This is a genomic window from Sphingorhabdus sp. SMR4y (assembly GCF_002218195.1).
In the GTDB taxonomy this organism is placed as follows: domain Bacteria; phylum Pseudomonadota; class Alphaproteobacteria; order Sphingomonadales; family Sphingomonadaceae; genus Parasphingorhabdus.
Genome location: NZ_CP022336.1, coordinates 1,368,420 through 1,391,475, shown reverse-complemented (window position 1 = coordinate 1,391,475; position 23,056 = coordinate 1,368,420). Strand labels below are relative to the sequence as shown.

The 23,056-nt window shown below is 56.9% G+C and carries 18 protein-coding genes; 11 read left to right on the top strand and 7 right to left on the bottom strand.

The features are described 5' to 3' along the window. Positions 1-116: 116 nt before the first annotated feature. Together purN and purM are read right to left on the bottom strand one after the other, a co-directional pair. Positions 117-1,082, bottom strand: a complete 966-nt coding sequence (purN, locus tag SPHFLASMR4Y_RS06560; protein ID WP_089132842.1) for a phosphoribosylglycinamide formyltransferase — start codon at positions 1,080-1,082, stop codon at positions 117-119. Further along, complete coding sequence (gene purM, locus SPHFLASMR4Y_RS06555) at positions 1,075-2,181, bottom strand: phosphoribosylformylglycinamidine cyclo-ligase (RefSeq protein ID WP_089132841.1); 1,107 nt, start codon at positions 2,179-2,181, stop codon at positions 1,075-1,077. The genes purN and purM overlap by 8 nt, the downstream gene beginning before the upstream one ends. A gap of 62 nt (positions 2,182-2,243) precedes the next feature. On the opposite strand from purM, the gene SPHFLASMR4Y_RS06550 reads away from it, so the two are divergent. From SPHFLASMR4Y_RS06550 to SPHFLASMR4Y_RS06535, 4 genes are all read left to right on the top strand, one after another. Continuing rightward, positions 2,244-3,530: a hypothetical protein gene (locus SPHFLASMR4Y_RS06550; RefSeq protein WP_089132840.1), complete on the top strand. Its 1,287-nt coding sequence runs from the start codon at positions 2,244-2,246 to the stop codon at positions 3,528-3,530. Positions 3,531-3,542: 12 nt separating this feature from the next. Further along, a complete protein-coding gene (locus SPHFLASMR4Y_RS06545) occupies positions 3,543-4,160 on the top strand; it encodes a DnaA ATPase domain-containing protein (RefSeq protein WP_145955470.1) in 618 nt (205 codons plus the stop codon). Positions 4,161-4,163: 3 nt separating this feature from the next. Next, positions 4,164-6,353 carry an RNA degradosome polyphosphate kinase gene (locus SPHFLASMR4Y_RS06540; RefSeq protein WP_089132838.1) on the top strand — a complete coding sequence of 730 codons (2,190 nt, stop codon included), beginning with the start codon at positions 4,164-4,166 and terminating at the stop codon, positions 6,351-6,353. A gap of 164 nt (positions 6,354-6,517) precedes the next feature. Next, positions 6,518-7,870, top strand: coding sequence for a Ppx/GppA family phosphatase (locus tag SPHFLASMR4Y_RS06535; RefSeq protein WP_260807103.1), 1,353 nt, complete (start codon positions 6,518-6,520; stop codon positions 7,868-7,870). Here the strand turns inward: SPHFLASMR4Y_RS06535 and rnd are convergent, their stop codons facing one another. Further along, entirely contained in the window at positions 7,871-9,052 is a 1,182-nt protein-coding gene (gene rnd, locus SPHFLASMR4Y_RS06530) for a ribonuclease D (protein WP_089132836.1), read from the bottom strand. A 71-nt stretch (positions 9,053-9,123) separates the two neighbouring features. Here rnd and SPHFLASMR4Y_RS06525 point away from each other — a divergent pair, with 71 nt between their 5' ends. Continuing rightward, positions 9,124-9,456 (top strand): hypothetical protein, encoded by a 333-nt coding sequence (locus tag SPHFLASMR4Y_RS06525; RefSeq protein ID WP_089132835.1) that lies wholly within the window; start codon positions 9,124-9,126, stop codon positions 9,454-9,456. Then, a complete protein-coding gene (locus tag SPHFLASMR4Y_RS06520; protein ID WP_089132834.1) occupies positions 9,456-10,970 on the top strand; it encodes an FAD-binding protein in 1,515 nt (504 codons plus the stop codon). Before SPHFLASMR4Y_RS06525 ends, SPHFLASMR4Y_RS06520 begins: the two co-directional genes overlap by 1 nt. A 263-nt stretch (positions 10,971-11,233) precedes the next feature. Here the strand turns inward: SPHFLASMR4Y_RS06520 and SPHFLASMR4Y_RS06515 are convergent, their stop codons facing one another. Continuing rightward, positions 11,234-13,477: an EAL domain-containing protein gene (locus SPHFLASMR4Y_RS06515; RefSeq protein WP_260807102.1), complete on the bottom strand. Its 2,244-nt coding sequence runs from the start codon at positions 13,475-13,477 to the stop codon at positions 11,234-11,236. A 323-nt stretch (positions 13,478-13,800) separates the two neighbouring features. Continuing rightward, entirely contained in the window at positions 13,801-13,947 is a 147-nt protein-coding gene (locus SPHFLASMR4Y_RS17045) for a hypothetical protein (protein ID WP_186266058.1), read from the bottom strand. 352 nt (positions 13,948-14,299) lie between these two features. Between SPHFLASMR4Y_RS17045 and SPHFLASMR4Y_RS06510 the strand changes: the two genes are divergently transcribed. The 5 genes from SPHFLASMR4Y_RS06510 (at position 14,300) to SPHFLASMR4Y_RS06490 (ending at position 19,453) form a co-directional block, all read left to right on the top strand. Beyond that, complete coding sequence (locus SPHFLASMR4Y_RS06510; protein WP_089132833.1) at positions 14,300-14,581, top strand: hypothetical protein; 282 nt, start codon at positions 14,300-14,302, stop codon at positions 14,579-14,581. A gap of 208 nt (positions 14,582-14,789) precedes the next feature. Continuing rightward, positions 14,790-16,574 (top strand): aspartate--tRNA ligase, encoded by a 1,785-nt coding sequence (aspS, locus tag SPHFLASMR4Y_RS06505; RefSeq protein ID WP_089132832.1) that lies wholly within the window; start codon positions 14,790-14,792, stop codon positions 16,572-16,574. A gap of 85 nt (positions 16,575-16,659) precedes the next feature. Continuing rightward, on the top strand, positions 16,660-17,514 hold the full coding sequence (locus tag SPHFLASMR4Y_RS06500; protein ID WP_089132831.1) for an alpha/beta fold hydrolase: 855 nt from the start codon (positions 16,660-16,662) through the stop codon (positions 17,512-17,514). Between the two features lie 56 nt (positions 17,515-17,570). Beyond that, the gene (locus tag SPHFLASMR4Y_RS06495; RefSeq protein WP_145955469.1) at positions 17,571-18,512 is read left to right on the top strand and encodes a tetratricopeptide repeat protein; all 942 of its coding nucleotides are present in this window, start codon (positions 17,571-17,573) and stop codon (positions 18,510-18,512) included. Between the two features lie 155 nt (positions 18,513-18,667). Beyond that, a complete protein-coding gene (locus SPHFLASMR4Y_RS06490; RefSeq protein WP_089134728.1) occupies positions 18,668-19,453 on the top strand; it encodes a polyphosphate kinase 2 family protein in 786 nt (261 codons plus the stop codon). Positions 19,454-19,504: 51 nt separating this feature from the next. Here SPHFLASMR4Y_RS06490 and SPHFLASMR4Y_RS06485 read toward each other — a convergent pair whose 3' ends face one another. Then, on the bottom strand, positions 19,505-20,956 hold the full coding sequence (locus SPHFLASMR4Y_RS06485; RefSeq protein WP_186266057.1) for an alpha/beta fold hydrolase: 1,452 nt from the start codon (positions 20,954-20,956) through the stop codon (positions 19,505-19,507). A 32-nt stretch (positions 20,957-20,988) separates the two neighbouring features. Then, positions 20,989-22,980, bottom strand: a complete 1,992-nt coding sequence (locus SPHFLASMR4Y_RS06480; RefSeq protein WP_089132828.1) for a lytic transglycosylase domain-containing protein — start codon at positions 22,978-22,980, stop codon at positions 20,989-20,991. Positions 22,981-23,056 lie beyond the last annotated feature (76 nt).

Sequence of the window (23,056 nt, the reverse complement as noted above, 5' to 3'; positions counted from 1 at the left end):
GATAGTGCATCGCGGGCTGGAATTCACTTCCCCAATTCGGGCCGCAAACCTTGTTTGGATGACAGTTCTCCCTCCTCCTTGTTGTCCAAAGAATTTCAGCCCGTGATTTACTTTTTCTAGAATTGCTCCGCGATTGCGATCATCTTGGTGAGCCGTTTTGGTGCTACCTGACACCAGCTGCTGTACAGCCGGCTGGCGATATGGTCCCAATCGGTGCGGCCGGTGTCGAGGCGGATCGCGATCCAGCCGGATTTCCCGTAAAATTTGGGTAGATAATATAAGTCAGGCTCAGCTTCGAGCAGGGCAGATTGTTCGTCCAGGCTGGTGGTCTTGACAAGCAAAGCGATACTGGCTTCGCCATGATGACTTTGCGCGAAATAGGCAAAATATTTTCCGCTTTTCTCGCTGCCAACTCGCCAGCCGGGGGCGCCGAAGCTGGCCCGCTCGTGGGTTTCTTCCAGCGCCAGCGCACGTTCGCGCACCTGCGCCAGAATCCAGTCCGGATCGGCCTGCCGAGTGACATATTTGGCAACGGTAGCGGGGTAAAGCTGGTGCTCGGCAATCAAAATCCGGCTTGCCAGCCGGTCAGCATCGTCATCGGCAAGGATGGCTACTTCGGTCTGGGCCAGTACCGGCCCGTCATCCAGCTCGGGCGTGACCAGATGGACACTGCACCCCGCCACCTTGTCGCCAGCGTCAATGGCACGTTGATAGGTGTCGAGACCCTTATATTTGGGTAGCAGGCTGGGGTGGATATTGAGCATGTGATCCATCCATTTGCGGACAAAATCGTCGCTCAGGATCCGCATATAGCCAGCCAGCACGACATATTGGGCGCCGGACCGGATTACAGCATCATGGATGATTGCATCATGCGCTTCACGCGCCAAGCCCTTGTGCGGATGCGCGAAGGTCGGGATGCTTTCTGCTTCGGCCAGTTTCAAGCCGGGAGCACCGGGATCATTGGATGCCACCAGCGTTATTTCATAGGGGCAGTCGGGTGATTTTGCGGCGTAGAGCAGTGCCGCCATATTCGATCCGCGGCCGGAAATTAATATCGCGAGTTTGGCTTTTTCAGCCATTGTGGGTGGCGGTCCAGTCGTCGGTTGCCGACCATATGCCACGGGCGCCGGCCACCGAGCAGCCCTTGGCACCGTCGCGAATATCACCGATCTTGTGGACCGTTTCGCCAGCCGCTTCGAGATCCGCCATGACGGTATCCGCTTCTGCTGGCGACACCGCCAACACCATGCCGATGCCGCAATTGAATGTCCGGGCCATTTCTTCCGGCTCGATATTGCCCTGTGCCTGCAAAAACGCCATCAGACGGGGCTGATCCCAGCTCGAGGCATCAACATGGGCGTGCATGCCATCCGGCAGCACGCGCGGGATATTCTCCAGCAGCCCGCCGCCAGTGATATGGGCGAGCGCCTTGATCCGGCCCGACTGCATCAATGGCAGCAATGATTTTACATAAATCCGGGTCGGGGCGATCAGGGCTTCGATCAGTAATATATCCGGATTGAACAGGGCGGGGCGGTCCATTTTCCATCCCTTGTCGGCCGCCAGTCGCCGGACCAGTGAAAAACCGTTGGAATGAACGCCGGAAGATTCGAGCCCGAGCAAAATATCGCCCGAATCGACCATCATGCCGGTCACTGCCTTTTCGCGTTCCACCGCGCCCACGCAGAATCCGGCAAGGTCATAGTCGCCATCGGCATACATGCCCGGCATCTCAGCCGTCTCGCCACCGATGAGGGCGCAACCGGACATCTTGCAGCCCTCCGCGATCCCCGCCACAACCCTTTCGGCAATGCCGTTCTCCAGCTTGCCGGTGGCGAAATAGTCGAGGAAGAACAAAGGCTCGGCGCCTTGTACGATCAGATCGTTGACGCACATGGCAACCAGATCAATGCCGACCGTGTCGTGGCGATCATAATCGATCGCCAGCTTGAGCTTCGTGCCCACACCGTCATTGGCCGCGACGAGCAACGGATCCTCATAGCCGGCTGCTTTCAGATCAAAAAAACCTCCGAAACCGCCAAGTTCGGCATTGGCCCCAGGGCGCGCCGTGGCTTTTGCCAAAGGCGCGATCGCCTTGACCAGGGCATTGCCCGCTTCGATGGATACACCGGCTTTCGCATAGGTGTAAGAATCCGGCTCATTTTGCTTTTCACTCATAGCTTGAGCGATTAGACAAGTCGCGGCTGGATTTCCACGCCATAATCGTCAAAAGGGCGCAAATGAGTTTTTTGAGTGACTTCCGGACCAAGATAGCTGCTGCCATTGCCGTCGTGACCATCCTCGCGGGAGCGGTCGTCTATGCCCAGCTTGAAGGCACGCAACGCGGCGTTGCTCCGCTCGCCAGCACTGGCGATTTCGAGGTGATGGGCGTGGAAGTTGATGTTCATGGCGACAATGCCTTTGATGCGCGTAAAAAAGGTTGGGAAGAAGCGCAGCGTAAAGCCTGGAAGATGCTCTACAAGCGCACCCAGGGCGGCGAAACCTCCGGTTTGCCTGATGGAACGCTCAATACAATCGTTTCTGCAATCATCGTGGAGCAGGAGCAGATCGGTCCCAAGCGCTATATTGCCACGCTCGGCGTGATGTTCGATCGCGCAAGAACGGGATCGATCCTAGGTGTTGGCGGACGGCGGTTGCGTTCCCCGCCATTGCTGGTGCTGCCGATCATGTGGAGCGGAGGATCCCCGCAAGTGTTCGAAAATCGGACCGAATGGCAAAAGGCCTGGGCCCGTTTCCGTTCCGGTGACAGCGCGATCGACTATGTGCGCCCCTATGGATCCGACAGCGAATCGCTGGTGCTGACGGCAGGGCAGGCCAACCGTCCGAGTCGACGCTGGTGGCGCAATATTCTCGATCAGTTTGGCGCCGCTGATGTTATTATTCCGATCGTACGGCTAACCTATAAATATCCCGGTGGACCGGTCACCGCCCGCTTCACTGCCCGCTACGGTCCGGACAATCGCTATATCGACAGCTTTACGCTGAAAGTAGGCCGCAGCGAAGATATTCCCAAAATGATGGATCAGGGCATAGCCCGCCTGGACAATATCTATTCGAGTGCTCTGTCGCGCGGCATCCTGAAAACCGACAAGTCGCTCATTATCGAGGACCCGTTCAATCTGGATGAACTGAATCTGGACGATTTCGAGCTTGAAGACGATCTGGCTGCCGAGGTTGGCGAGACAGATGGTGCTGCAACTGAATCCGGGGCTGCCTCGTCCGAATCGGGTGGAGAAGCGCCGGTGGCGGCGCCTTCGGCTGCGACCAGCATCTCGTTGCAGTTCGACACTCCGGATGTGGGCGCAGTCGGACGCGGCGAAGCGTCGGTGCGAGCGATACCAGGGGTCACTTCCGCTTCCACGTCCAGTCTTGCACTCGGTGGCGTTTCGGTCATGAGCGTGACTTACAGGGGTGATATTTCCACATTGGCTCAGGCCCTTCGGGCACAGGGCTGGCAAGTCCAGCAGGGAGCGGGCGCCTTGCGTATCAGTCGCTCCGGACAGTAATGTAGCGAGACCGTGAGTCAGATAGCCCTACCTCTTGAGCAGACACCGTCACCGGAACAGGCCGGATATCTGGTGACCGCTGCCAATGCAGGGGTGCATCGACATCTGGAAAACTGGCAGGAATGGACGCATCACACGATGATCCTAACCGGCCCCGCAGCCTCCGGAAAAACCACAATGGCAGCGGCGTTTGAAGCGGAAACTGATGGGCTCTTCCTCGACGATGCTGAGAATTATGACGATACGGAGATTTTTCATCTCTGGAATCGCGCCAACGAGGAGCAAAGGCCGCTTTTGCTTTTGTCAGCAAAGCCTGTTTCTGACTGGGAGATTTCGCTTCCGGACTTGCAATCCCGTCTCGCGGCATCCCTACATATGGAAATCGGTCCGCCCGATCAGGCGATGATCGACGGGCTGTTTCAGAAATATTTCGCGATACGGGGGCTGACGATATCCGAAGACGCGCTGCGTTATCTGGAAAAGCGCATGGTCCGAACCTATGCCATGGTGCGACAGATGGCACAAAAAATGGACGCGCTTGCCATCGAGTCCAGAAAACCGATAAATCTGGCAATCGCGAAACTGGCGCTCCGCCATTTCGATGGCGACGACGAGAAGGTGGATATTTAGCTCATGGATAACCCAGTTGCAGAATCACCGGAAGCGGATATCTCAGCCGCAGATGCGGTCGGCAGTGCATCCTCCGAAGTTAACAGCAAGCGCTATTTCAACCGGGAAATCAGCTGGTTGGGTTTTAACGAACGGGTCATTGAAGAAGCCGAGAACAGCGCCCATCCTCTGCTTGAACGATTGCGCTTTCTGTCGATATCCGGCAGCAATCTGGACGAATTTTTCATGGTCCGCTTTGCCGGACTGGTTGGGCAATATCGCCAGAACATCGAGGAACGTTCAGCCGATGGCCTGACCGCTACGCAGCAGTTGGAAGCCATAGCGGCCCGGACGGATTCGCTTATTGAACATCAGCAGCGGGTATGGGCCGCCCTCTCCAAAACGCTTGCCAACGAGGATATCGTCGTATCGGCGGTAGGCGACCTCCCTGATCCGTCAAAAACTTGGCTGAGACAGCATTTTATTGACCAGATATTCCCGGTGCTCACTCCGCAGGCGCTTGATCCGGCGCATCCCTTCCCGTTCATTCCCAACAAGGGCCTGAGCCTCGTTTTTGATCTGGTCCGGCAATCGGACAATCAGGGCATCAGAGAATTGGTAATGATCCCGTCCGGACTGCCACGCTTCATACGTCTGCCTGGCGAATCGGCTATTTATGTTTCGGTCGAAACGACCATTCAGGAATTTTCCGATATTCTGTTCCCGGGCTATGCGGTAAAGAATAGCGGACTGTTCCGGATCATACGGGATAGCGACATCGAGGTAGAGGAAGAAGCGGAAGATCTCGTGCGTTATTTCCGCAGTGCGATAAAGCGTCGTCGTCGCGGAGATGTCATCCGGCTCGAAATGGGACCGAATCTTGCCGAACCCGTGATTGCAATGCTGCGCGAGAATTTGCTGGATGACGGCGCCACCGAAAGCCGCATCAATGGTCTGGTCGGCGTCGGTGATCTTGATATCCTGGTCGATGAGGACCGGCCGGATCTTAAATTCACGCCTTATAGCCCGCGTTTTCCAGAGCGTATTCGTGATCATGGTGGTGACTGTTTTGCCGCGATCCGGGACAAGGACATATTGGTTCATCACCCCTATGAATCGTTCGAGGTGGTTATCGAATTCCTGCGCCAGGCGGCTGCCGATCCCGATGTGGTTGCGATCAAGCAAACTCTATATCGTGCGGGCAAGCAATCGGCCGTGATCCGGGCGCTGATTGATGCAGCGGAAGCTGGTAAATCGGTGACCGCAATTGTCGAACTCAAGGCGCGCTTTGACGAGGAGCAGAATCTGTTGTGGGCGAGCGCGCTGGAACGCGCCGGTGTGCAGGTCGTCTATGGATTTATCGAATGGAAGACCCACGCGAAAATATCGATGGTCGTCCGTAAGGAGCAGGAAGGCTATCGCACCTACTGTCATTTCGGCACCGGCAATTATCATCCGATAACCGCGAAAATCTATACCGATCTCAGCTTCTTCACCGCGGACCCGAGGGCATCGCGGGACGCGGCGCAATTGTTCAACTATATTACAGGCTATGTCGAACCAAAGGCCCTCGAACTGATCTCAATGTCACCGCGGGACATGCGCAACGATCTGATGGGTCTGATTGATCAGGAAATTGCCAATGTTCGTGCCGGAAAGCCTGGCATGGTTTGGGCCAAGATGAACTCGCTCGTCGATCCGGCATTGATCGAGAAATTATATCAGGCAAGCAATGCCGGGGTAGAAATAGATCTGGTGGTCCGGGGAATCTGCTGCCTTCGGCCTGATGTGCCGGGGATGTCGGATCATATCCGGGTTAAGTCGGTGGTTGGCCGGTTCCTTGAACACAGCCGTATCTGGGCTTTCGGCAACGGCAGGGAATTGCCGAACGATGGAGCAAAGCTCTATATTTCATCGGCGGACTGGATGCCGCGAAACCTGGACCGGCGGGTTGAATATATGATGCCGATCACAAACCCGACCGTTCATGACCAGATACTGGATCAGGTCATGGTGGCCAATCTGATCGACGATGAGCAAAGCTGGGAGCTCAACGCCGATGGCAGTTATGCGCGGGTAGAGCCGTCCAGCAAGCCGTTTAATCTCCACCGCTATTTCATGACGAATCCGTCACTTTCCGGACGCGGCAAGGCACTCAAGAAAAGCAATGCGGTCCCGCGTCTGAGCCTGCGTCGTCGGAAGAAAAAGGTGTGAGCGGATTGCCGACAGATATAAATATAGCGCCCGGGTTGGAGCAGAAGAAAAAACGGAGATCCAATCGGCGGACAGCAATTGTTGATATCGGCTCCAATTCCATCCGACTGGTCGTCTATCAGGGTCCTGCGAGAGTTCCGGCCATTCTGTTCAACGAAAAGGTTATGGCAGGGCTCGGGAAAGAACTGTCGACGACCGGCGCAATCGGCAAGGATTCGATTGCGCTTGCTACCCGCGGGATGATGCGATTTTACCGTCTTTGCGTTGAAATGGAAGTCGACAATATCCAGAGTTTTGCCACGGCAGCGGTGCGGGACGCAAGCAACGGCAAGGACTTGCTGAAAATTGCCAGCGACATCGGCTATGATGTTGCGGTGTTGCAAGGCGAGGAAGAAGCGGAACTGGCCGCGCTTGGTGTGATATCCGGGATACCGGATGCAAAGGGAATCGTCGGCGATCTTGGCGGCGGCAGCCTGGAATTGGCGATGGTGGACAAGGGCAAAGTGCTGGAGCGGTTTTCCTTTCCATTGGGAGTGCTGAGAGTTGCCGATCTGCGGGCCAAGGGGCAGGATGCGCTCAAGAGCAAAGTGCGCAAGATGTTGAAAAAAACCGGGTGGGAAAAGCAGGCACAAGACCTGCCTTTCTATCTTGTTGGCGGCTCCTGGCGATCGCTCGCGCGCCTGGATATGTTTGACAGTCAGTATCCGTTGCCGGTCATCCACAATTATGAAATGGAACCGCGGCGCGCGCAGCGGCTCGTCAGCCGTCTGGCACAACTGAACAAGGACAAACTGAAAAATGTGCCGGGGTTGTCCAGCTCACGGATACCGACGCTCAAGGACGCAGCCTGGCTATTGTCGATGCTGGTCCGCTATCTGAACAGCAGCAAAATGGTCGTATCGGCCTATGGCGTGCGGGAAGGCATGCTATATCACACTGTCAGCAAGCAGGAAGCGGCGCGCGACCCGCTGTTGCTGGCGACAGAGGATGCCGGCGCGGCACAAGCCCGGTTTCCGGCGAACAGCAAATTGCTGGGCAAATGGATAGCCGATATTTTCTCGGACGATCCGGTCGAATGGCATCGCATCCGTCAGGCTGCTTGCAATCTTGGAGATGTCGCCTGGCGCGCCAATCCCAATTTTCGTGCGGAACGGGGCCTGGAAGTCGGATTGCACGGCAACTGGGTGGGAATCACCGGACCGGAAAGAGAGATGCTGGGGCAGGCACTGTTTACCAGCTTCGGCGGCGGCAATGATGTCTTTCCCGGTGGTGGCAAACTGGCCAGCGAAACGGCCACGCGACGGGCTATTGCATGGGGCCTCGCGATGCGGTTGGGGCAGCGGCTCAGCGGCGGTACCCGCAATCCGCTGGAGCAGACGGAAATTCGCAAGTCCGGTAAGAAGCTTGAGCTAAGGATAGCCGGCGAACTCGTCCATCTTTACGGTGATGTCGTTGCCAAACGGCACGGGCATCTCGCCAACATGCTGGGGCTGGAACCGGTGATGACGGTTATTTAGCTATTCTGCGTCACCATCTTGCTGGTGTGTCATCTTCAATTTTCCGTCCTTGACCGTAAAACTGACACGGCCTTCGACCAGATCCAGCGCGTCCCGGCCGAACTCCTCGTAGCGCCAACCTTCGAGCAATGGCACGTTCTCGCGCTCTCCGGCGACGATGCGTTCGAGATCATCGGCGCGAGCGAGCAGGCGGGATGCAACATTCATTTCAGCCGAGCGGATTTTGAGCAACAGTTTGAGCAAGTCTGTGACCAGTGCGTTGGACTTGCCATTTTTGGGGCGCCGGCCCACTTTCTGCGGCAGGTCGTCACGCGACAGCGGTTCTGCCTGTTCGATGACGTCCATCAGCCGTGCGCCGATGTCGTTATTCTTCCAACCGGCCGAAAGGCCGCGGACCTGTCCGAGCTTGGACTGATTTTTCGGGGGATGCGCCGCAATGTCCGCCAGTGTTTCATCGCGCATGATCCGGCCACGGGGCAGATCCTTGGACTGGGCTTCGATCTCCCGCCAGGCAGCAATGGCTTTCAGTCTTCCCAGCATCTCAAGATTGCGGCCCTGCGACTTGACCCGCAGCCAGGATTTTTCCGGATCGTTGACATAATTGTCGGGATCGGCGAGCTTTTCCATCTCCGCGTTGATCCACATGCCTCGACCCGTCTCGCGCAATTTGTCGAGCATCATCGGGAAAATTTTTGCTAGATGGGTAACATCGGCCACGGCATATTCCAGTTGCCGGGCGTTGAGCGGACGCCGCGACCAGTCGGTAAAGCGCGCGCCTTTGTCCAAAGTGATGCCCAGCCAGCTGTCCACGAGATTGGCATAGCCGATCTGCTCGCTCTGTCCGATCGCCATGGCTGCAATCTGGGTATCGAAGATCGGGTGAGGGGTTTTGCCGGTGATATTATGGATGATTTCGACATCCTGTCCTCCGGCATGGAAAATCTTGAGGACATTCTCGTTGTTGACCAGCAATTCCATAAGCGGTTCGAGATCGACGCCCTTGGCCAACGGGTCAATAGCTGCGGCTTCCTTGCCATCGGAAATCTGGATCAGGCAGAGAATGGGCCAGTAGGTATTCTCGCGCATGAATTCTGTATCAACCGCCACGAAGTCTGCGGTCGCAAATCGGGCGCAGATATCGGCGATGTCCTGATTGGTTGTCAGCAAATTATGGATGTGCATTTTTGTGCTATACAGCGACCGGCTGATCCCGCAAACATTTCGTGGGTCCAGGATAGAATTTGGGGGAAATCATGGCATTTTGGTCACTGGTTCTGATCGGTGTATTGGTTCTGCTTTTGCTGGGGCAGATTATGGCGCTGTGGGGGGACGCCTGTCTGGCCGTCGCCGATCCGCGGCCGGTTGGCGGCAAGACGATTGAGATTACGATATTGGCCTGGGGCTTCGCGTCCCGGAGAGGGCGATCGCTTCAGGTCGATGACTGCTATCAACTCGGCATCAACGACATGCGGTTCTTCATGACCGGCAAGGCCGTTCTGATCTGCCTGCTCAGCTTCGGCTTTGTCCGGAAGGTGAGCATCGCCTACCGCTGTTATGCCGGAGACCATGACGTGGGAGAAGCCTGATGGCACGGATCGTCAATCTCGGTCAGCAGGTCTGGAGCAACTATCACCAGACCGCGGAATGCAATCTCAAGGCCCGGATCGAGCTAATCAATGGCGATGAGAAAAACGGTCGGGCGCATCTGAAGGGCGTGGCGGAAACGGTTCGGGACCTGCTCAGGGAAGCCAGGCAATATCACATTCCGGTGCGGCCAGTCGGAGCGGGCTGGTCTCCGTCGCCGATCAACGTGGTGGAAGATGGCTGGCTGGTCGAAACATTGCGGTTGAACCGGACCTATAAATTGGCAGCAAAAGATCTGCATGAAGATTGCGAAGTTGCTGCGGAAGCGCTGTTGCTGGTGCAGGCCGGCGCGACGGTTGACGAAGTGTATGAAAGTGCCGAAGAAATCGGCCGGTCGCTCAGAACCGGCGGAGCAAGCAACGGACAGAGCTTTGCCGGCGCCTGCGCGACCGGAACCCATGGCAGCGTCTGGCAGGCGGGCGGCATCCAGGACCATGTCCGGGCGGTGCAAATGGTTACACCCGAGCGGATTTTTTGGATCTCGCCCGAAAAAGCCGTGCTGTCGGACGCGTTCATCGCGCAGACCGGCTCCGAAATCATCCGCGACGACCGGATATTCGCCGCCGCCCAGCTACACGTCGGCGCGATGGGCTTCGTCACCGCGATGCTGATCGAGACCGACCCGATCTATATGGTGCAGAATATCCAGAAGGCGGCGAAGATAAAGCGCGAGCATATCGACTGGCTGTCGCGCGGCGAGTTCAGGAAATTCTCAAACGCCTTCGGACTCAATGAAAGTCCCTATTTCCAGCAGGTTATTCTCAATCCCTTCGATCCTTTCGACAAGAAATGTCTGCTCCGTTTCCTCTACAAGCGCCCCTTTGACCCGAATATCCCGCCGCCGCCGCCGCGGGACATGGGAGCCGGCTATGATGCGCTGACCCTGCTCGGCAAGGCGATGGCGCACAGTGACCTGTTCAAGGGCGCGATCATGCAATTTGCGATGGAACAGGGTTATCCCGACAATCGCGATGTTGACGATCCGCCCGCCATCGCCACCTGGGGGCATACCACCGAAGAACATGCGCCGATCGCCAGCCTGTTCAACGGGTCAGTTACACTTGACCGCAACAGGCTGAGCGAAGTCTTTGATTTGATAATCAATAATTTCCGGCGCGGTGGCGGCGGCACGGTCGTCACCCTACGCTTCGTCCGGCAGGCCGCCGGTCTGCTCGCCCCCGCGCACTGGCCGGACAATGTCGTCATCGACTTTGACGGACCCAATATTGAATCGAGCCACAGTGGCTACAAGAAGGTGATCGAAGCGCTGGATGGAGCCGGTATCCCCTTCACCCGCCACTGGGGCAAGACCAACAATCTCGACGAGCAGCGGGTGAAACGGGATTATGGGCAGAATTTCGCCGACTGGAAATGGGCGCAGGCACAAGTGATGCCGGATCCTGCGGACCGGCAGGTTTTTGCGAATGAGGAACTGGTCAAGCTGGGGCTGATATAAGCGTTTTGTTCGGTGGTCTGTTGATATTGCCGATTAGGGGGGCTGTATCGGTAAAGGACGAAATCTGTTGTTGTGACGATCATAATATCCGTTGGTGACCGAGCAACCGATATCGGGCGAATGTTGGCAACTTTACGGCTTGTGCAGCATATGTCGATATTTTAGCGCCCGTCTGAACCTGGCGTTGCCGCTGGTTTCTGCGTCCGTGACTTTCTCAGCGAGCTATATCAAAATGTACCGCCGTCAAAATCAGTCTATGAGAACTAAAGTTTCTCATTTGAGGTGTAGAACGCCGGCAGAGAGTCGATCGAAGATTGGATGCTGGAACTGGAACCATAATCATTTGTTTGGTCCGGGTTCTGCATTCCGGCCGAAGCAATCAGATATGGAGAAACCCTTCTGCGAGTGCATAGGCCTCCGTTCCCGTCGCTGACCAGTCTTTCCTCGAATTCGAGGCCCTGTTGAAGCTTGTGCGAGCGCCGCACGACAGCGAGAGCCAGTTGGCCTTCCCCGAAGTCGATTACGAATTTAGTACCGACAGGGACGTCCATAAGTCCCTCCATCAACGCGCCGGTGGGAGAAAGATTCCGTATCATCAGCGAATAGCAATGGTTGTCGTGAATCGCGCGAACCTTGCGGTACATCGTTATGCGGTCGTGACGAAATTTTGCCGGGCCGGCCGGTTTTACGATCCATTCCCCGTTTTCGACAAGGGAAAGCAATTCTTCTGGGCGAACAGCCCGACTGTAAACAAAGCCCTGGACATGGCTGACGTTAAGATTGCGGATCCATTCAAGCTCGTCCATGGCTTCAATGCCTTCGGCCGTGGTCTCCATATCCAGTGCTTCTGCAAGCGCCACTATCGCGGCTATAATAGCACCATTGCGCGATCCTGGAATCGTCGCTCCCCTGACAAAACTCTGGTCGATTTTAATTTTGTCAAAGGGTGCTGTTTGCAAGTAGCTCAAGGATGAATATCCGGTTCCAAAATCATCAAGTGCCAGACGGACCCCAATTTTCTTGAGATCTGCGAACATCTTGTCTGTTTTTTCGGATCCTCCGAGAAATATACTTTCGGTAATCTCCAATTCGAGTCGTTCGGCTGGAAGGCCTGATTTCTTCAGCGCCTTCTTTACAATGCCGGGGAGGTTCTTATCGGCAAACTGAATTGGCGATACATTGACGGCAACTCTGAAGTTCCCGGGCCATTTTACCGCGTCAAGGCATGCCCGGTTTAATGCCCATTCCCCCAAAACCTTGATGAGATTTGCTTCTTCAGCGATAGGAATGAAAAGGCTTGGCGAGATTGGGCCGCGTTCCGGATGGTCCCAGCGCATGAGAGCTTCGACGCCTCTGACAGTGTTGTTTTTTGCATTAACGATGGGCTGGTAGGTTAAGTATAATTCATCCCGCAGCAGTGCGTCCCGCAGATTTTCTTCCAGAATTCTGCGATCTTTTGCCGTCCGTTTCAAACCTTCCGAGAAAAAATGAAAGCGGCCTCTTCCGTTACCTTTCGCAGCATAGAGTGCGAGGTCAGCACCATCAATAAGGTCTTCACTTGTCTTCCCGTCAAACGGACTGATTGCAATCCCTACCGACGCTCCGATCCTGCATTTGGATCCATTCGTTGTGTAAGGCTGAGACAGGTTGGAGATTATGGCCTGCGCCAACTCACCCAATTTTCCCCGATCTTCAATGTGCGGGAGTAAAATCTGAAATTCGTCTCCGCCAATCCGGCTTACTGTCCCCCGGTCGCCGACGATACTAGTTAGTCGTTGCGCTACCTGCTTTAAAAGTTCGTCGCCTGCGAGATGTCCCAATGTATCGTTGACTTGCTTGAAACGGTCCAAGTCGACGAGAAGGATCGCACAACTTCGTTTCTTTTGATTGCAAGCCGACAGGGCTGTTTCCAATGTTTTCGACATTGAGGAGCGATTGGCTAGCCCCGTCAGGGAATCAATCATCGCCAGGCGGGAGGCTTCTTCTTTCGACCGTTGCTGGGCAGTTATGTCCTTGCCGTTGCCCATATAACCCATGAATTCACCGGATTTATCCAGTTGCGGCTTACCTGAAATGGACCACCAGCGAACCTCACCACTGCTAGCGTCGTTCAATTCCAGCTCATTAAATGCTGATTTCTTCGCTAGGACAAAGGACAGGTTTCTCTGGTTATTTACATCATTTTCGGGTGTCACGAACAGCTCGCAAAATGGCGTGCCAAGCAGTCCCTTTTGCGTGTTATTCATGGCCTCGGCCAATGACTCGGTAATGTAGGTAATCTTTCCTGCCTTGTCGGTCGACCAGAACCAGCCCTGCCTTGTCTCTTCGTAATTTTGCAAAAGAAGCAGTGCTTTTGTTGTTTTGCCTTTCAGCGCATGAGAATCCGGTATTGCTGAACTTGACCGAGGCAGGATGCGGGAACTGATCCGGTCAAAGAAACTTTGCGAATCATCCACGGGTAAGCCTATTTCCAGACTATCCTCGATCTTGAGCGATTCAAATTTCAACTGTTTACAACTCCCATGTTTTCAAGATCACCACCTATTCTTAAAAAGTTAGCGAATGATAAAATACAGCACGAAAGATATGCCGTTAAGCGACTGACCGCCTATGTAAATTTTAGTAAATGGGATTTGAATCCTTCGGTGCCGGATTCCCTGACGACGGAGTCCCTTCGCTCGTCTAGCCCATCAGATTTTCACATGGCCTCTATTCGCGTAAAACGTAAACGCGGTTCGAATGACCAATCGCTGAATTTGTTCTGGATCTGCCATGATCGTGCGATCACAGTTTTCATTTCTGTACCCTAAATGGGTTTGCCCGCAATATATCAATAGTCTGAGCAATGACCAGAATCGCTCGCTGTAAAAACATTCCAACGACCGCATTGGATATCATTGGGAATATCCCGGTTCATCGCGACGATTGAACCGCCAATGAAAATTCCAAAAAATAGACCCGTAATAAACTTTGCCATCTTATGTTCCTGACAACTGATTGTATTCCAAAATGGTTAAATATTAATATCAGGACGAGTTGTTGTGGCTCAGACCGTCTGAGGAAGTGTCGGCCTGGTCCGGTGGATGATCCGCGGCGAACCGATATTTTGCCAATCAGTCCTTGAGTGTTCCGCCCGTACGGCAACCCAATGCGATCGTCTGGAAAATGCCCCGGATTGATCCACGGTCATCGCTATTATTGCACCAAGACAGTAGTGATACCCGCAGTTTCTCGTTCCCCATCTGCCGCCGAGTTTGTTCTCGCTGGCCGGAACCATCAGTCGGTCATGGCGTAACCCTCTTATGACCTCAAATAATGGAGAATCCGCCATGACCACGAGCGACAACAGAAAAAACGAGCACTCCCATGAATATGAACGGCAGAACCCGGGAGCTGCGCCGGGAACCCCGCACCGGCCGGAAACCTCCTACGGCATGAACACGGGAAAGGCCGGCGGGACCTATGGCGAAGCTGACTCTTTCCCGGAAGATGAAGAGAATGAGGACACTTCCGGAGGGCAATCTCCGGAAGAAGTGAGCGACCGGCCCAACGTCTCCACGGTTCGGCCCGAGGATTATCCGCTGAAAGATCGGAAAGACAGTCGGGCCTGAACGCGAGCAGGGGCCTTGTGTCAAAGGCAAGGTTTTGCCGGTGATAGCGGCTTGTCGGCAACCATAAGCTTGTTCGGTCCTTATCGACCGCGCGCCCTGTGGCCAGTGGCCCGTTCGGGCAATCTCAACCCTTGACAAATGGCGCGCAGACCTGTGTTACGCCTGCAATCTTTCCATCGAGGAAAGTACCCAATTCCAAAGGTCCATCATGCACGCATATCGCACCCACAATTGTTCCGCGCTTCGCTCTTCGCACGTCGGCGAGGAAGTCCGTCTGTCCGGCTGGATCCATCGCAAGCGCGATCACGGCAATCTGCTGTTCGTCGATCTGCGCGACCATTTCGGTCTGACCCAGATCGTCAGCGAAACCGGCAGCGAGGCTTTCAAGATTCTCGACGGTGCGCGGGTTGAATCCGTCGTCACGGTAACCGGCAAGGTTGTCGCCCGCGACGAGGAAACGGTGAACAAGAACCTGCCGACCGGCGAAGTCGAGCTGGTCGCTGATACGGTCAGCATGCAGGGGCCGGCCGATGAATTGCCGATGCCGGTGTTCGGCGAGCAGGAATATCCCGAAGATATCCGTCTGCGCTATCGCTTCCTCGATCTGCGCCGCGAAAGCGTGCACGCCAATATGATGCTGCGCTCGAAAGTGATCGCGAGCCTGCGCAAGCGGATGACCGATCAGGGCTTTACCGAATTCCAGACGCCGATCCTGACCGCATCGTCACCGGAAGGTGCACGCGATTATCTCGTGCCGAGCCGGGTTCATCCCGGAAAATTCTACGCGCTGCCGCAGGCGCCGCAGATGTTCAAGCAGATGCTGATGGTCGCCGGTTTCGACCGCTATTTCCAGATCGCCCCCTGTTTCCGCGACGAAGACGCGCGCGCCGACCGTTCGCCGGGCGAATTTTACCAGCTCGATTTCGAAATGAGCTTTGTCACCCAGGAAGATGTGTTCCAGACGCTGGAGCCGGTGCTGGCCGGTGTGTTCGAGGAATTTGCCAATGGCCGTTCGGTAACGCCCGCCGGTGAATTTCCGCGCATTCCCTACAAGGAATCGATGCTGAAATATGGCAATGACAAACCGGACCTGCGCAACCCGATCATCATCCAGGACGTCAGCGAGCATTTCAAGGGCTCCGGTTTCGGCCTGTTCGACAAGATCACTTCGACCGGTGGCACCGTGCGCGCCTTTGTCGCGCCGGAAGCGGGCAAGAACAGCCGCAAATTCTTCGATGCGATGAACGACTGGGCGCGCGGCGAAGGTTTCGCCGGGCTCGGCTATATCAATATGAAGGAAGGCGCGGCCGGCGGGCCGATTGCCAAGAACCACGGCGAGGAAGGCACGGCGAAGCTGCTGGCCGATCTTGGCTGTGGTCCGGATGATGGCGTGTTTTTTGCCGCCGGCAAGGAAGCCGAAGCGGCGAAGCTGGCCGGCCTGGCGCGGACGCGGGCGGCCGAGCAACTGGGGCTGATCGACGAGAACGCGTTCAAATTCTGCTGGATCGTCGACTATCCGATGTTCGAATATGATGACGAGCTGAAGAAAATGGATTTCTCGCACAATCCCTTCTCGATGCCGCAGGGCGAACTGGAAGCGCTGGAGAGCAAGGACCCGCTCGACATCCTTGCCTGGCAATATGATATTGTCTGCAACGGCATCGAACTGTCCTCCGGGGCGATCCGGAACCACCGGCCCGACATCATGTACAAGGCGTTCGAGATCGCCGGTTACACCAAGGAGCAGGTCGACACCGAATTTTCCGGCATGATCAATGCGCTGAAATATGGCGCGCCGCCGCATGGTGGCTCGGCGCCGGGTGTTGACCGGATCGTGATGATGCTGGCCAACGAACCGAATATCCGCGAGGTTGTGCTCTTCCCGATGAACCAGAAGGCCGAAGACCTGATGATGAGCGCGCCGAGCCCGGTTGCCGCGAAACAGCTGCGCGAATTGCATATCCGGGTGGTCGAGCCGCCGAAGGAAGGCTAGGCTCAAATCCGTTAGTGGTGAGCCTGTCGAACCACGCTTATCGATAATCGCCCTTCAACCGGCTCAGGGCTAACGGAACAGATATATGACAAATCCCGAACTTCACCATTTTGCCTCGTCCCACGGCGATATCTGTTATTTCGAATGGGGCGAGCGGGGCGCGGGGCCATCGGTGCTGCTGCTCCATGCCACCGGCTTTCATGCCCGTTGCTGGGATCAGGTCGTGGCCGCTTTTCCGGCCGGCACCCATGTGATTGCGGTGGATCAGCTGGGCCATGGCCGCAGCGATGCACCGATTATTGCCGACTGGAATGGTGTTGGCGGCGCGACTGCAGAGCTGGTGCAGTCGCTGGGGATCCGGTTTGCGGTCGGCGCGGGGCACAGCATGGGCGGTCATTGCCTGGTGCAGGTGGCGGCCAGCCATCCCGATCTGCTGGAACGGCTGGTGCTGATCGATCCGGTGATCATGGCCCGCGAATTTTACCGGAACCCGCCCGATTATAGCGGTACCAGCGAGATGGTCGCCAAGCGGCGCAACAGCTGGACCGGACCGGAGGAAATGCTGGAGCGGTTCCAAGACCGGCATCCCTACCGGCTGTGGGATCCGGCGGTGCTCAGAGACTATTGCGAACATGGGCTGCTGCCGGACGGGCAGGGCGGATATCGCCTGGCCTGTCCGCCGCAGACCGAAGCATCGATCTATGCGACCAGCGCTTCGGTCGATCCGTGGCCGCTGATCGACAGCATTGCGCAGCCCGTCAAGATCTTGCGGGCGCCGCAGCTCGTGCAGGACGGCGCTTTTGACTTTGCCACGTCGCCGACCCCGCCCGGGCTGGCGGATGGTTTTGCCAACGGGAGTGATGTCTATCTGCCTGACCTGACCCATTTCATGCCGATGCAGGACCCCAGGCGGATTGCGGAACTGATCATCGCCAGCTAATATTCTGGTCATATTGGTGCCGATATTTGTGAATGACCATTTTCGGGGGGATGAATATGAGCAGGACATGGGGCACCGCAATCATGACCACTATGGCGTTGGTCGGCGTGGCAAGCGCGGCACGCGCCGAGGTTCTGGCAATCGAGGGGATGACGCCGGCCGGTTCTCCCGAATTTGTCGATATTCAGTCGATTGCGATCGAGCGTTTTGGTGGCAGTGAAGGCCGGGCGCTGGCCTTTGCGCTGGAGGACCGGCTGTCGGCGGTCACGATATTCGGGCAGGATTATTTCGATATCATCGGCGGGCGGGCTGCGGTGCCGTCGGACGCGTCGCTTTCCGGTCATGTCACCGCCGGGATCGAGGAATATGAAACGACCGCCAAGCGGCGGCGCTGCGTCGAGCGGGATGACAAGGACAAATGTGTCACCCGCAAGTCGATCAGGGTGGATTGCCTGCGCCGGATCATCGATTATCGCGCGCAGGTGCGGGTGACGCGCTATAGCGACGGCCGCAGCATCTATAGCGAGAGCTTTCCGGAAAGCCATGAGCAGACAATATGCTTTGGCGATGACGAGGATTTCGCCAGCAGCGAGTCGGTGATCCGGACGATGGTGGCAGCGACGGCCAGCGCGGTTCGCGATGATCTGGCCCCGAGACAATATCGCCGGGACATCAGGATATTGGAAAGCCGCAAGGGCATGACCAAGGTCGAAAGCAATTTCTTCAAGGCGGCGATCAGGATGACCAAGAGCGATGCGGCGGAGGCCTGCCGGATGTGGGACGAGGCGGCGGCAAGCGGTCAGGTGCATATCTCGCTGACCTTCAACAGGGGGCTTTGCGCCGAGCAGCGCGGTGATCTGGAAGCGGCGCTGGACCTCTACGAGGAAGCGGACAGGATCGCGCCGGGAAAATCGGAGGTGACCGGATCCCTGCAACGCGTCAGCGATCATCGGCGCGCATTGGACGAATGGGAATTGCGCCAGACCGGAACCGCGTGACAGAGCGGCCAATGACCATCTGCCGGCGATTGGCCGTCGGAGCGTGTCTGATATAGATTGACCTGCCTTGGCCGAGCTTGTCAAAGGCTGCACATATTGAACGGAATGTGCCTCGCCCGCCCGGCCGGGGTGCGTTCATGGCGAACGGAGTGAGAATGACCATAAATCTTTCCGACTATGAATCCGATGACGATTTTGACGGCGATTATAGCGAGGCGCTGAAAGCGCTGCAGGACCGGCTGGCGCATATCCATTTCAAGCATATCATTCACGGCAGCCGCTCGATCCTGGTATTCGAGGGCTGGGACGCAGCGGGCAAGGGCGGCACGATCCGCCGGATGACCGGCGAATGGGATCCGCGATATTATGATGTCTGGCCGATCGGCGCCCCGAGCAAGGAAGAAAAAGACCGCCATTTCCTCTGGCGCTTCTGGCAGAAATTGCCGGGCAGCCGCGAAATCGGCGTGTTCGACCGCAGCTGGTATGGCCGGGTGCTGGTCGAGCGCGTGGAGGGCTTTTGCGAGCCGGCGGACTGGAAGCGCGGTTATGACGAGATCAACGAATTTGAAGCGCAGCAGATCGACGGCGGCACCAATCTGGTGAAGCTGTTCTTTCACACCACGCAGGAAGAACAGGACAAGCGTCTGGCCAAACGGCTCGACACGCCGCACAAGCGCTGGAAAATTACCGCCGAAGATTTCCGCAACCGGGACAAGCGCGACGCTTATCTCGAAGCGATGCACAACATGTTCCAATATACCGATACGCGCTGGGCCCCCTGGAAAGTGATCGCCGGCAATGACAAGAAATCCGCGCGTATCGCGGCGATGACCCATGTCGCCGACACGCTGGAAGCAGTCTTGCCGGATCATTTGCCGGACGCTGATCCGGAGCTGGTCGAACTGGCCCATGAAGCATTTGGCTATGAGGTCAAGGATTGAGGCGAAGCCGCAGTCTCCGCAAGCGGGTGCTTTCTCCTTGTCGCCATTCGCTCAACGGAAAGTGAGGGCGGTCGCCGCGGGAGCACAGGTTTCCGATGCCACCGCTTCCGGATTTGCGGCAAACAGCGCCAGCGGCTTTGCAAGACAATCCTGGCTGGTGATATAGGCCGCATGCGGCGCGTCGGTCAGGCTCAACATCGCGACGGATCCCCTGGCACGGAGGCTGGCTGCATGTTTTGCGGCCGTGGCATAAGGCGTTTTCGGGTCCAATGTTCCCTGCAATATCAATATGGGTGGCATTGTGGCGGGCAGGGCCAGCGCTGGCAGGGGTTCATAGAGCGGGAACCGGTTGTTCACCAGCAGGCCGGGAAGGGGGCTGGTGAAGCCCAAATTGGCTTTCTCCGAAGCCAGTTGCTCGGCCGTCAGGTCGGGGCGGCTGTTAAATTCGGAACCGGTGATAATGGCAGACAGCGGGATCGAAGAGGTCGCCTGTTGGAATCGACTGATCTTGCTCCAATAGGACTCGGCGTCCTGAATGACATCCAGAATCAGCCGTCCGGCGTCGGAATCTCTGTTCGACAACGCTCCGATAATGTCCGGAATCCGGTTGCGGGCACTCGGTACATCCAGAAGCAGGCCTAGAAGCTGTCGCAGATCACCATTGGGCACACTCTCCATGCCCGGAAAATCTATCCCGGCATCGAGCTTCTCGAGCAAGGCGCGATAGATTTCGACGGCTTCCGTTCCGAGACTGCAATGGCTGTCTGTCGCACAGCGATCAAGCAAGGCCATGCCAACCTGGTTCGTGGTTTGTGATCGGTAGGAGAGCCCATTCAGATGATCGGACGCTTCGGGAGTCAGGGAGTCGAGAATGATGCCGTCGATGTCACTGGTCGCCAGTCCGGCATATTCAAGCGCCAGCGACGTGCCGTATGAGACGCCATAGACCAGGGTAGTGTTCTGCGAGCCCAGCGTCGATACAAGTGTGTCGAGGTCAAGCGCGGCGTTTCGCCGGTTGAAACTGCCGGCTCTTTCCGGGTTTGCATATAAAGTCCCGAAACAGCTTCCCCATTCCGCTCTGGCAAGTGCCAGCCCGCCGGTACTATCCGGTGTCTCCTCGGGCATGCACAATTTTGACGAATAGCCGGTTCCGCGATGATCGGGAACCATGACATCATAGTCGGCAAATGTCTGTCTGAAGAAATTGATGTCGGCGTAGAAACTGGCGCCGGATTCGCCGGGACCACCGGCGATCAGCCATATCTCGCCCTGATGGTTGCCAAGCGCGGGGAATTTGCGCACGAAGAGCGAAGCAGGTTGGTCCTGCCGTGCGCTGTGATCGACGCGGGTTTCGTGACAGAGGCTGTCGGACAGATTGGCGTCCAGATCCTGGTCAGCGCAAGCAACAAAGCCGGGATTGCCCGGGCGATCCGCCGGAGTTGCGCAAGCGCTCAGGGCGCTGGCCGCCAGCAGAGTCAAAAAGACCGGTGCGAAATATTTCACTGCAACCTTTGTCGAATGCGAGGACCGGGCGCTCAGCCCTTGTAATTCTTGCCGATATAGCGGGTCAGCGGCGTGTCGCTGCGGATCGTGGGGCCGCGCGGATTTTTTGTGTCATAGACAACTGCATTTTCCAGCACGCGTTTGACATAGTTGCGGGTTTCGGAAATCGGGATATCCTCGATCCACTGAATCCAGTCGATGCCGCCCATGCGCGGATCGCCGTTGGCGCGCAGCCACTTGTTCACATTGCCGGGACCGGCGTTATAGGCCGCCACCGCGAGCGGGTAGCTGCCGCCGTAATAATCCATCATCCGCTGGATATAGCCGCTGCCCAGCCGGATATTATATTGCGGATCATCGGTCAGCGACGACAGATTATAGGACAGGTTTGCCTTGCCCGACTGCTCGCGCGCGGTACCGGGCATAAGCTGCATCAGGCCGCGCGCGCCTGCGTGGCTGATTGCGCCTTCGGCAAACTGGCTTTCCTGCCGCGTGATCGCGTGGATCAGCGTCCAGCTGCCTTCATGTCCGAAGGGAACCTGCATCGTCGGGAAAGATGTCTCGTCGATTGGGCCAACGCCGGCGCTGAGCGCGCTGATTCCCTTGATAACGCCGAGATCGCGCGCACCGATACGGGTCGCGAGATCGCTGAGCAGCAGATAATCCTTGGGAGTCTTTGCATTATAGGCGAGCGCCCGGTGGAAGCGGATCTGCTCGCGCCACGGGCCGGTACGGATAGATGCCTTGGCGGCGATGACCAGCGGTTCGCTGTCATAGGCCCTGCGGTCTTCTTCGGTTATTTCGATCGCCGGTTTGCGATTGAATTCCGGCAGCGGTCGTCCCAGTCGCTCGAGCGACAACTGGCCGTAGAAATAGTCCGGAAAGGCCGCTGCTTTCTCGAAATAGGCCTGTGCCTGTTCGGTCTGTCCGGCTTCGGCAGCGGCGCGGCCCGCCCAATAATAGCCCTTGGAGGTGATATTCGGGGAATCATAGGATTGCGCGTAAAGGTCAAACATCCGCACCGCCCTGGCCGGTTGGCGCAGGCCGTTGAGGGCGGCGGTGCCGGCAATCCATGCGAGATCGGAATATCTGTCGCGCACGCGGGAATTCTGGTCGGCGATCCGTGTCGGCTCGGCATAGGCATCCTCGATTTTCGAGGCGATATTATAAGCCGTCGACCATTGCCGGTCATTCTCTGCGGCTTTGGCGTTGAGCAGCATCGCCTCGAACCATGTTTCCGGCAAGGCGGGTTTGACGCGAAGTTCCGGACGGGTAGCGAGCAACTGCCGCGCCGCCGCGCTTTGGCCGCGGTTGCGCAAATAACGGGCGCGATCGGCCAGATAGCCGGCATCGTCGCGAGCAATCGCGCCGACCGCGCTGGCCTGATCATTGGCGTCTGCGGATTCGGTAAGCTGAGCCAGTCTCGCCGCGAATACGGGGCGCCGCTGGGGCGAAGTGAAGCCGAGTTGCCGCGCGGCATCCCGCGTCGCTCTCGCCCATAACAGCGCGTCCATGCGCGCGTCATGATCTTCGATGCTGAACACCGAACTGAAGCGCGCGATCAGCATCGCTTCATCTTCGTCGGTCAATGTGCCGCCACGCCAGGCCGTCCGGGCCCACTTGTCGGCCAGCTCGCGCTGTCCGGTCGCTTGCAGGGCGACCGCAAATTTGGCGGCACCGGCATTGGTGATCGGTTCGAATCGGTTGAAAAAAGCCAGCACGCGAGCCGGGGAGAAGCTGTTGATATTGATTGCCTGTTCCGCATTGCGCTGCATTCTCGTATCTTCCGGCCAGCCCGGGAAGGTGACCAGAAAACCGGCATAATCCTCGAAGGAATAATTGTCGGATTGGGTCAGCACGCGCCAGCGCTGGAGGCCCAGAATCGCATTGCCGCCGGTTGGATCGGACAGGCCTGCACTTTCTTTTTGCCAGCCCATCTGTTCGCCGATATTGTCGGCGGCCATGCAGGTGGCGGGGCTGAAAAGCAGAGCGGCTATAACAAATCTTGATACCATGCTGGACATTTTACGGTTAGGCTCCTTATCAGGCGCTGAACGGCGAACTATATCACCGTTAATAATGAAAATGACTTGGTGGCGG

What these genes read in the sequence shown, in the direction of transcription:
- purN (WP_089132842.1), bottom strand. Translation starts at nt 1,082, where the DNA reads ATGGCTGAAAAAGCCAAACTCGCGATATTAATTTCCGGCCGCGGATCG.
- purM (WP_089132841.1), bottom strand. Translation starts at nt 2,181, where the DNA reads ATGAGTGAAAAGCAAAATGAGCCGGATTCTTACACCTATGCGAAAGCC.
- SPHFLASMR4Y_RS06550 (WP_089132840.1), top strand. Translation starts at nt 2,244, where the DNA reads ATGAGTTTTTTGAGTGACTTCCGGACCAAGATAGCTGCTGCCATTGCC.
- SPHFLASMR4Y_RS06540 (WP_089132838.1), top strand. Translation starts at nt 4,164, where the DNA reads ATGGATAACCCAGTTGCAGAATCACCGGAAGCGGATATCTCAGCCGCA.
- SPHFLASMR4Y_RS06535 (WP_260807103.1), top strand. Translation starts at nt 6,518, where the DNA reads ATGGCAGGGCTCGGGAAAGAACTGTCGACGACCGGCGCAATCGGCAAG.
- rnd (WP_089132836.1), bottom strand. Translation starts at nt 9,052, where the DNA reads ATGCACATCCATAATTTGCTGACAACCAATCAGGACATCGCCGATATC.
- SPHFLASMR4Y_RS06525 (WP_089132835.1), top strand. Translation starts at nt 9,124, where the DNA reads ATGGCATTTTGGTCACTGGTTCTGATCGGTGTATTGGTTCTGCTTTTG.
- SPHFLASMR4Y_RS06520 (WP_089132834.1), top strand. Translation starts at nt 9,456, where the DNA reads ATGGCACGGATCGTCAATCTCGGTCAGCAGGTCTGGAGCAACTATCAC.
- SPHFLASMR4Y_RS17045 (WP_186266058.1), bottom strand. Translation starts at nt 13,947, where the DNA reads ATGGCAAAGTTTATTACGGGTCTATTTTTTGGAATTTTCATTGGCGGT.
- SPHFLASMR4Y_RS06510 (WP_089132833.1), top strand. Translation starts at nt 14,300, where the DNA reads ATGACCACGAGCGACAACAGAAAAAACGAGCACTCCCATGAATATGAA.
- aspS (WP_089132832.1), top strand. Translation starts at nt 14,790, where the DNA reads ATGCACGCATATCGCACCCACAATTGTTCCGCGCTTCGCTCTTCGCAC.
- SPHFLASMR4Y_RS06500 (WP_089132831.1), top strand. Translation starts at nt 16,660, where the DNA reads ATGACAAATCCCGAACTTCACCATTTTGCCTCGTCCCACGGCGATATC.
- SPHFLASMR4Y_RS06495 (WP_145955469.1), top strand. Translation starts at nt 17,571, where the DNA reads ATGAGCAGGACATGGGGCACCGCAATCATGACCACTATGGCGTTGGTC.
- SPHFLASMR4Y_RS06490 (WP_089134728.1), top strand. Translation starts at nt 18,668, where the DNA reads ATGACCATAAATCTTTCCGACTATGAATCCGATGACGATTTTGACGGC.
- SPHFLASMR4Y_RS06480 (WP_089132828.1), bottom strand. Translation starts at nt 22,980, where the DNA reads ATGTCCAGCATGGTATCAAGATTTGTTATAGCCGCTCTGCTTTTCAGC.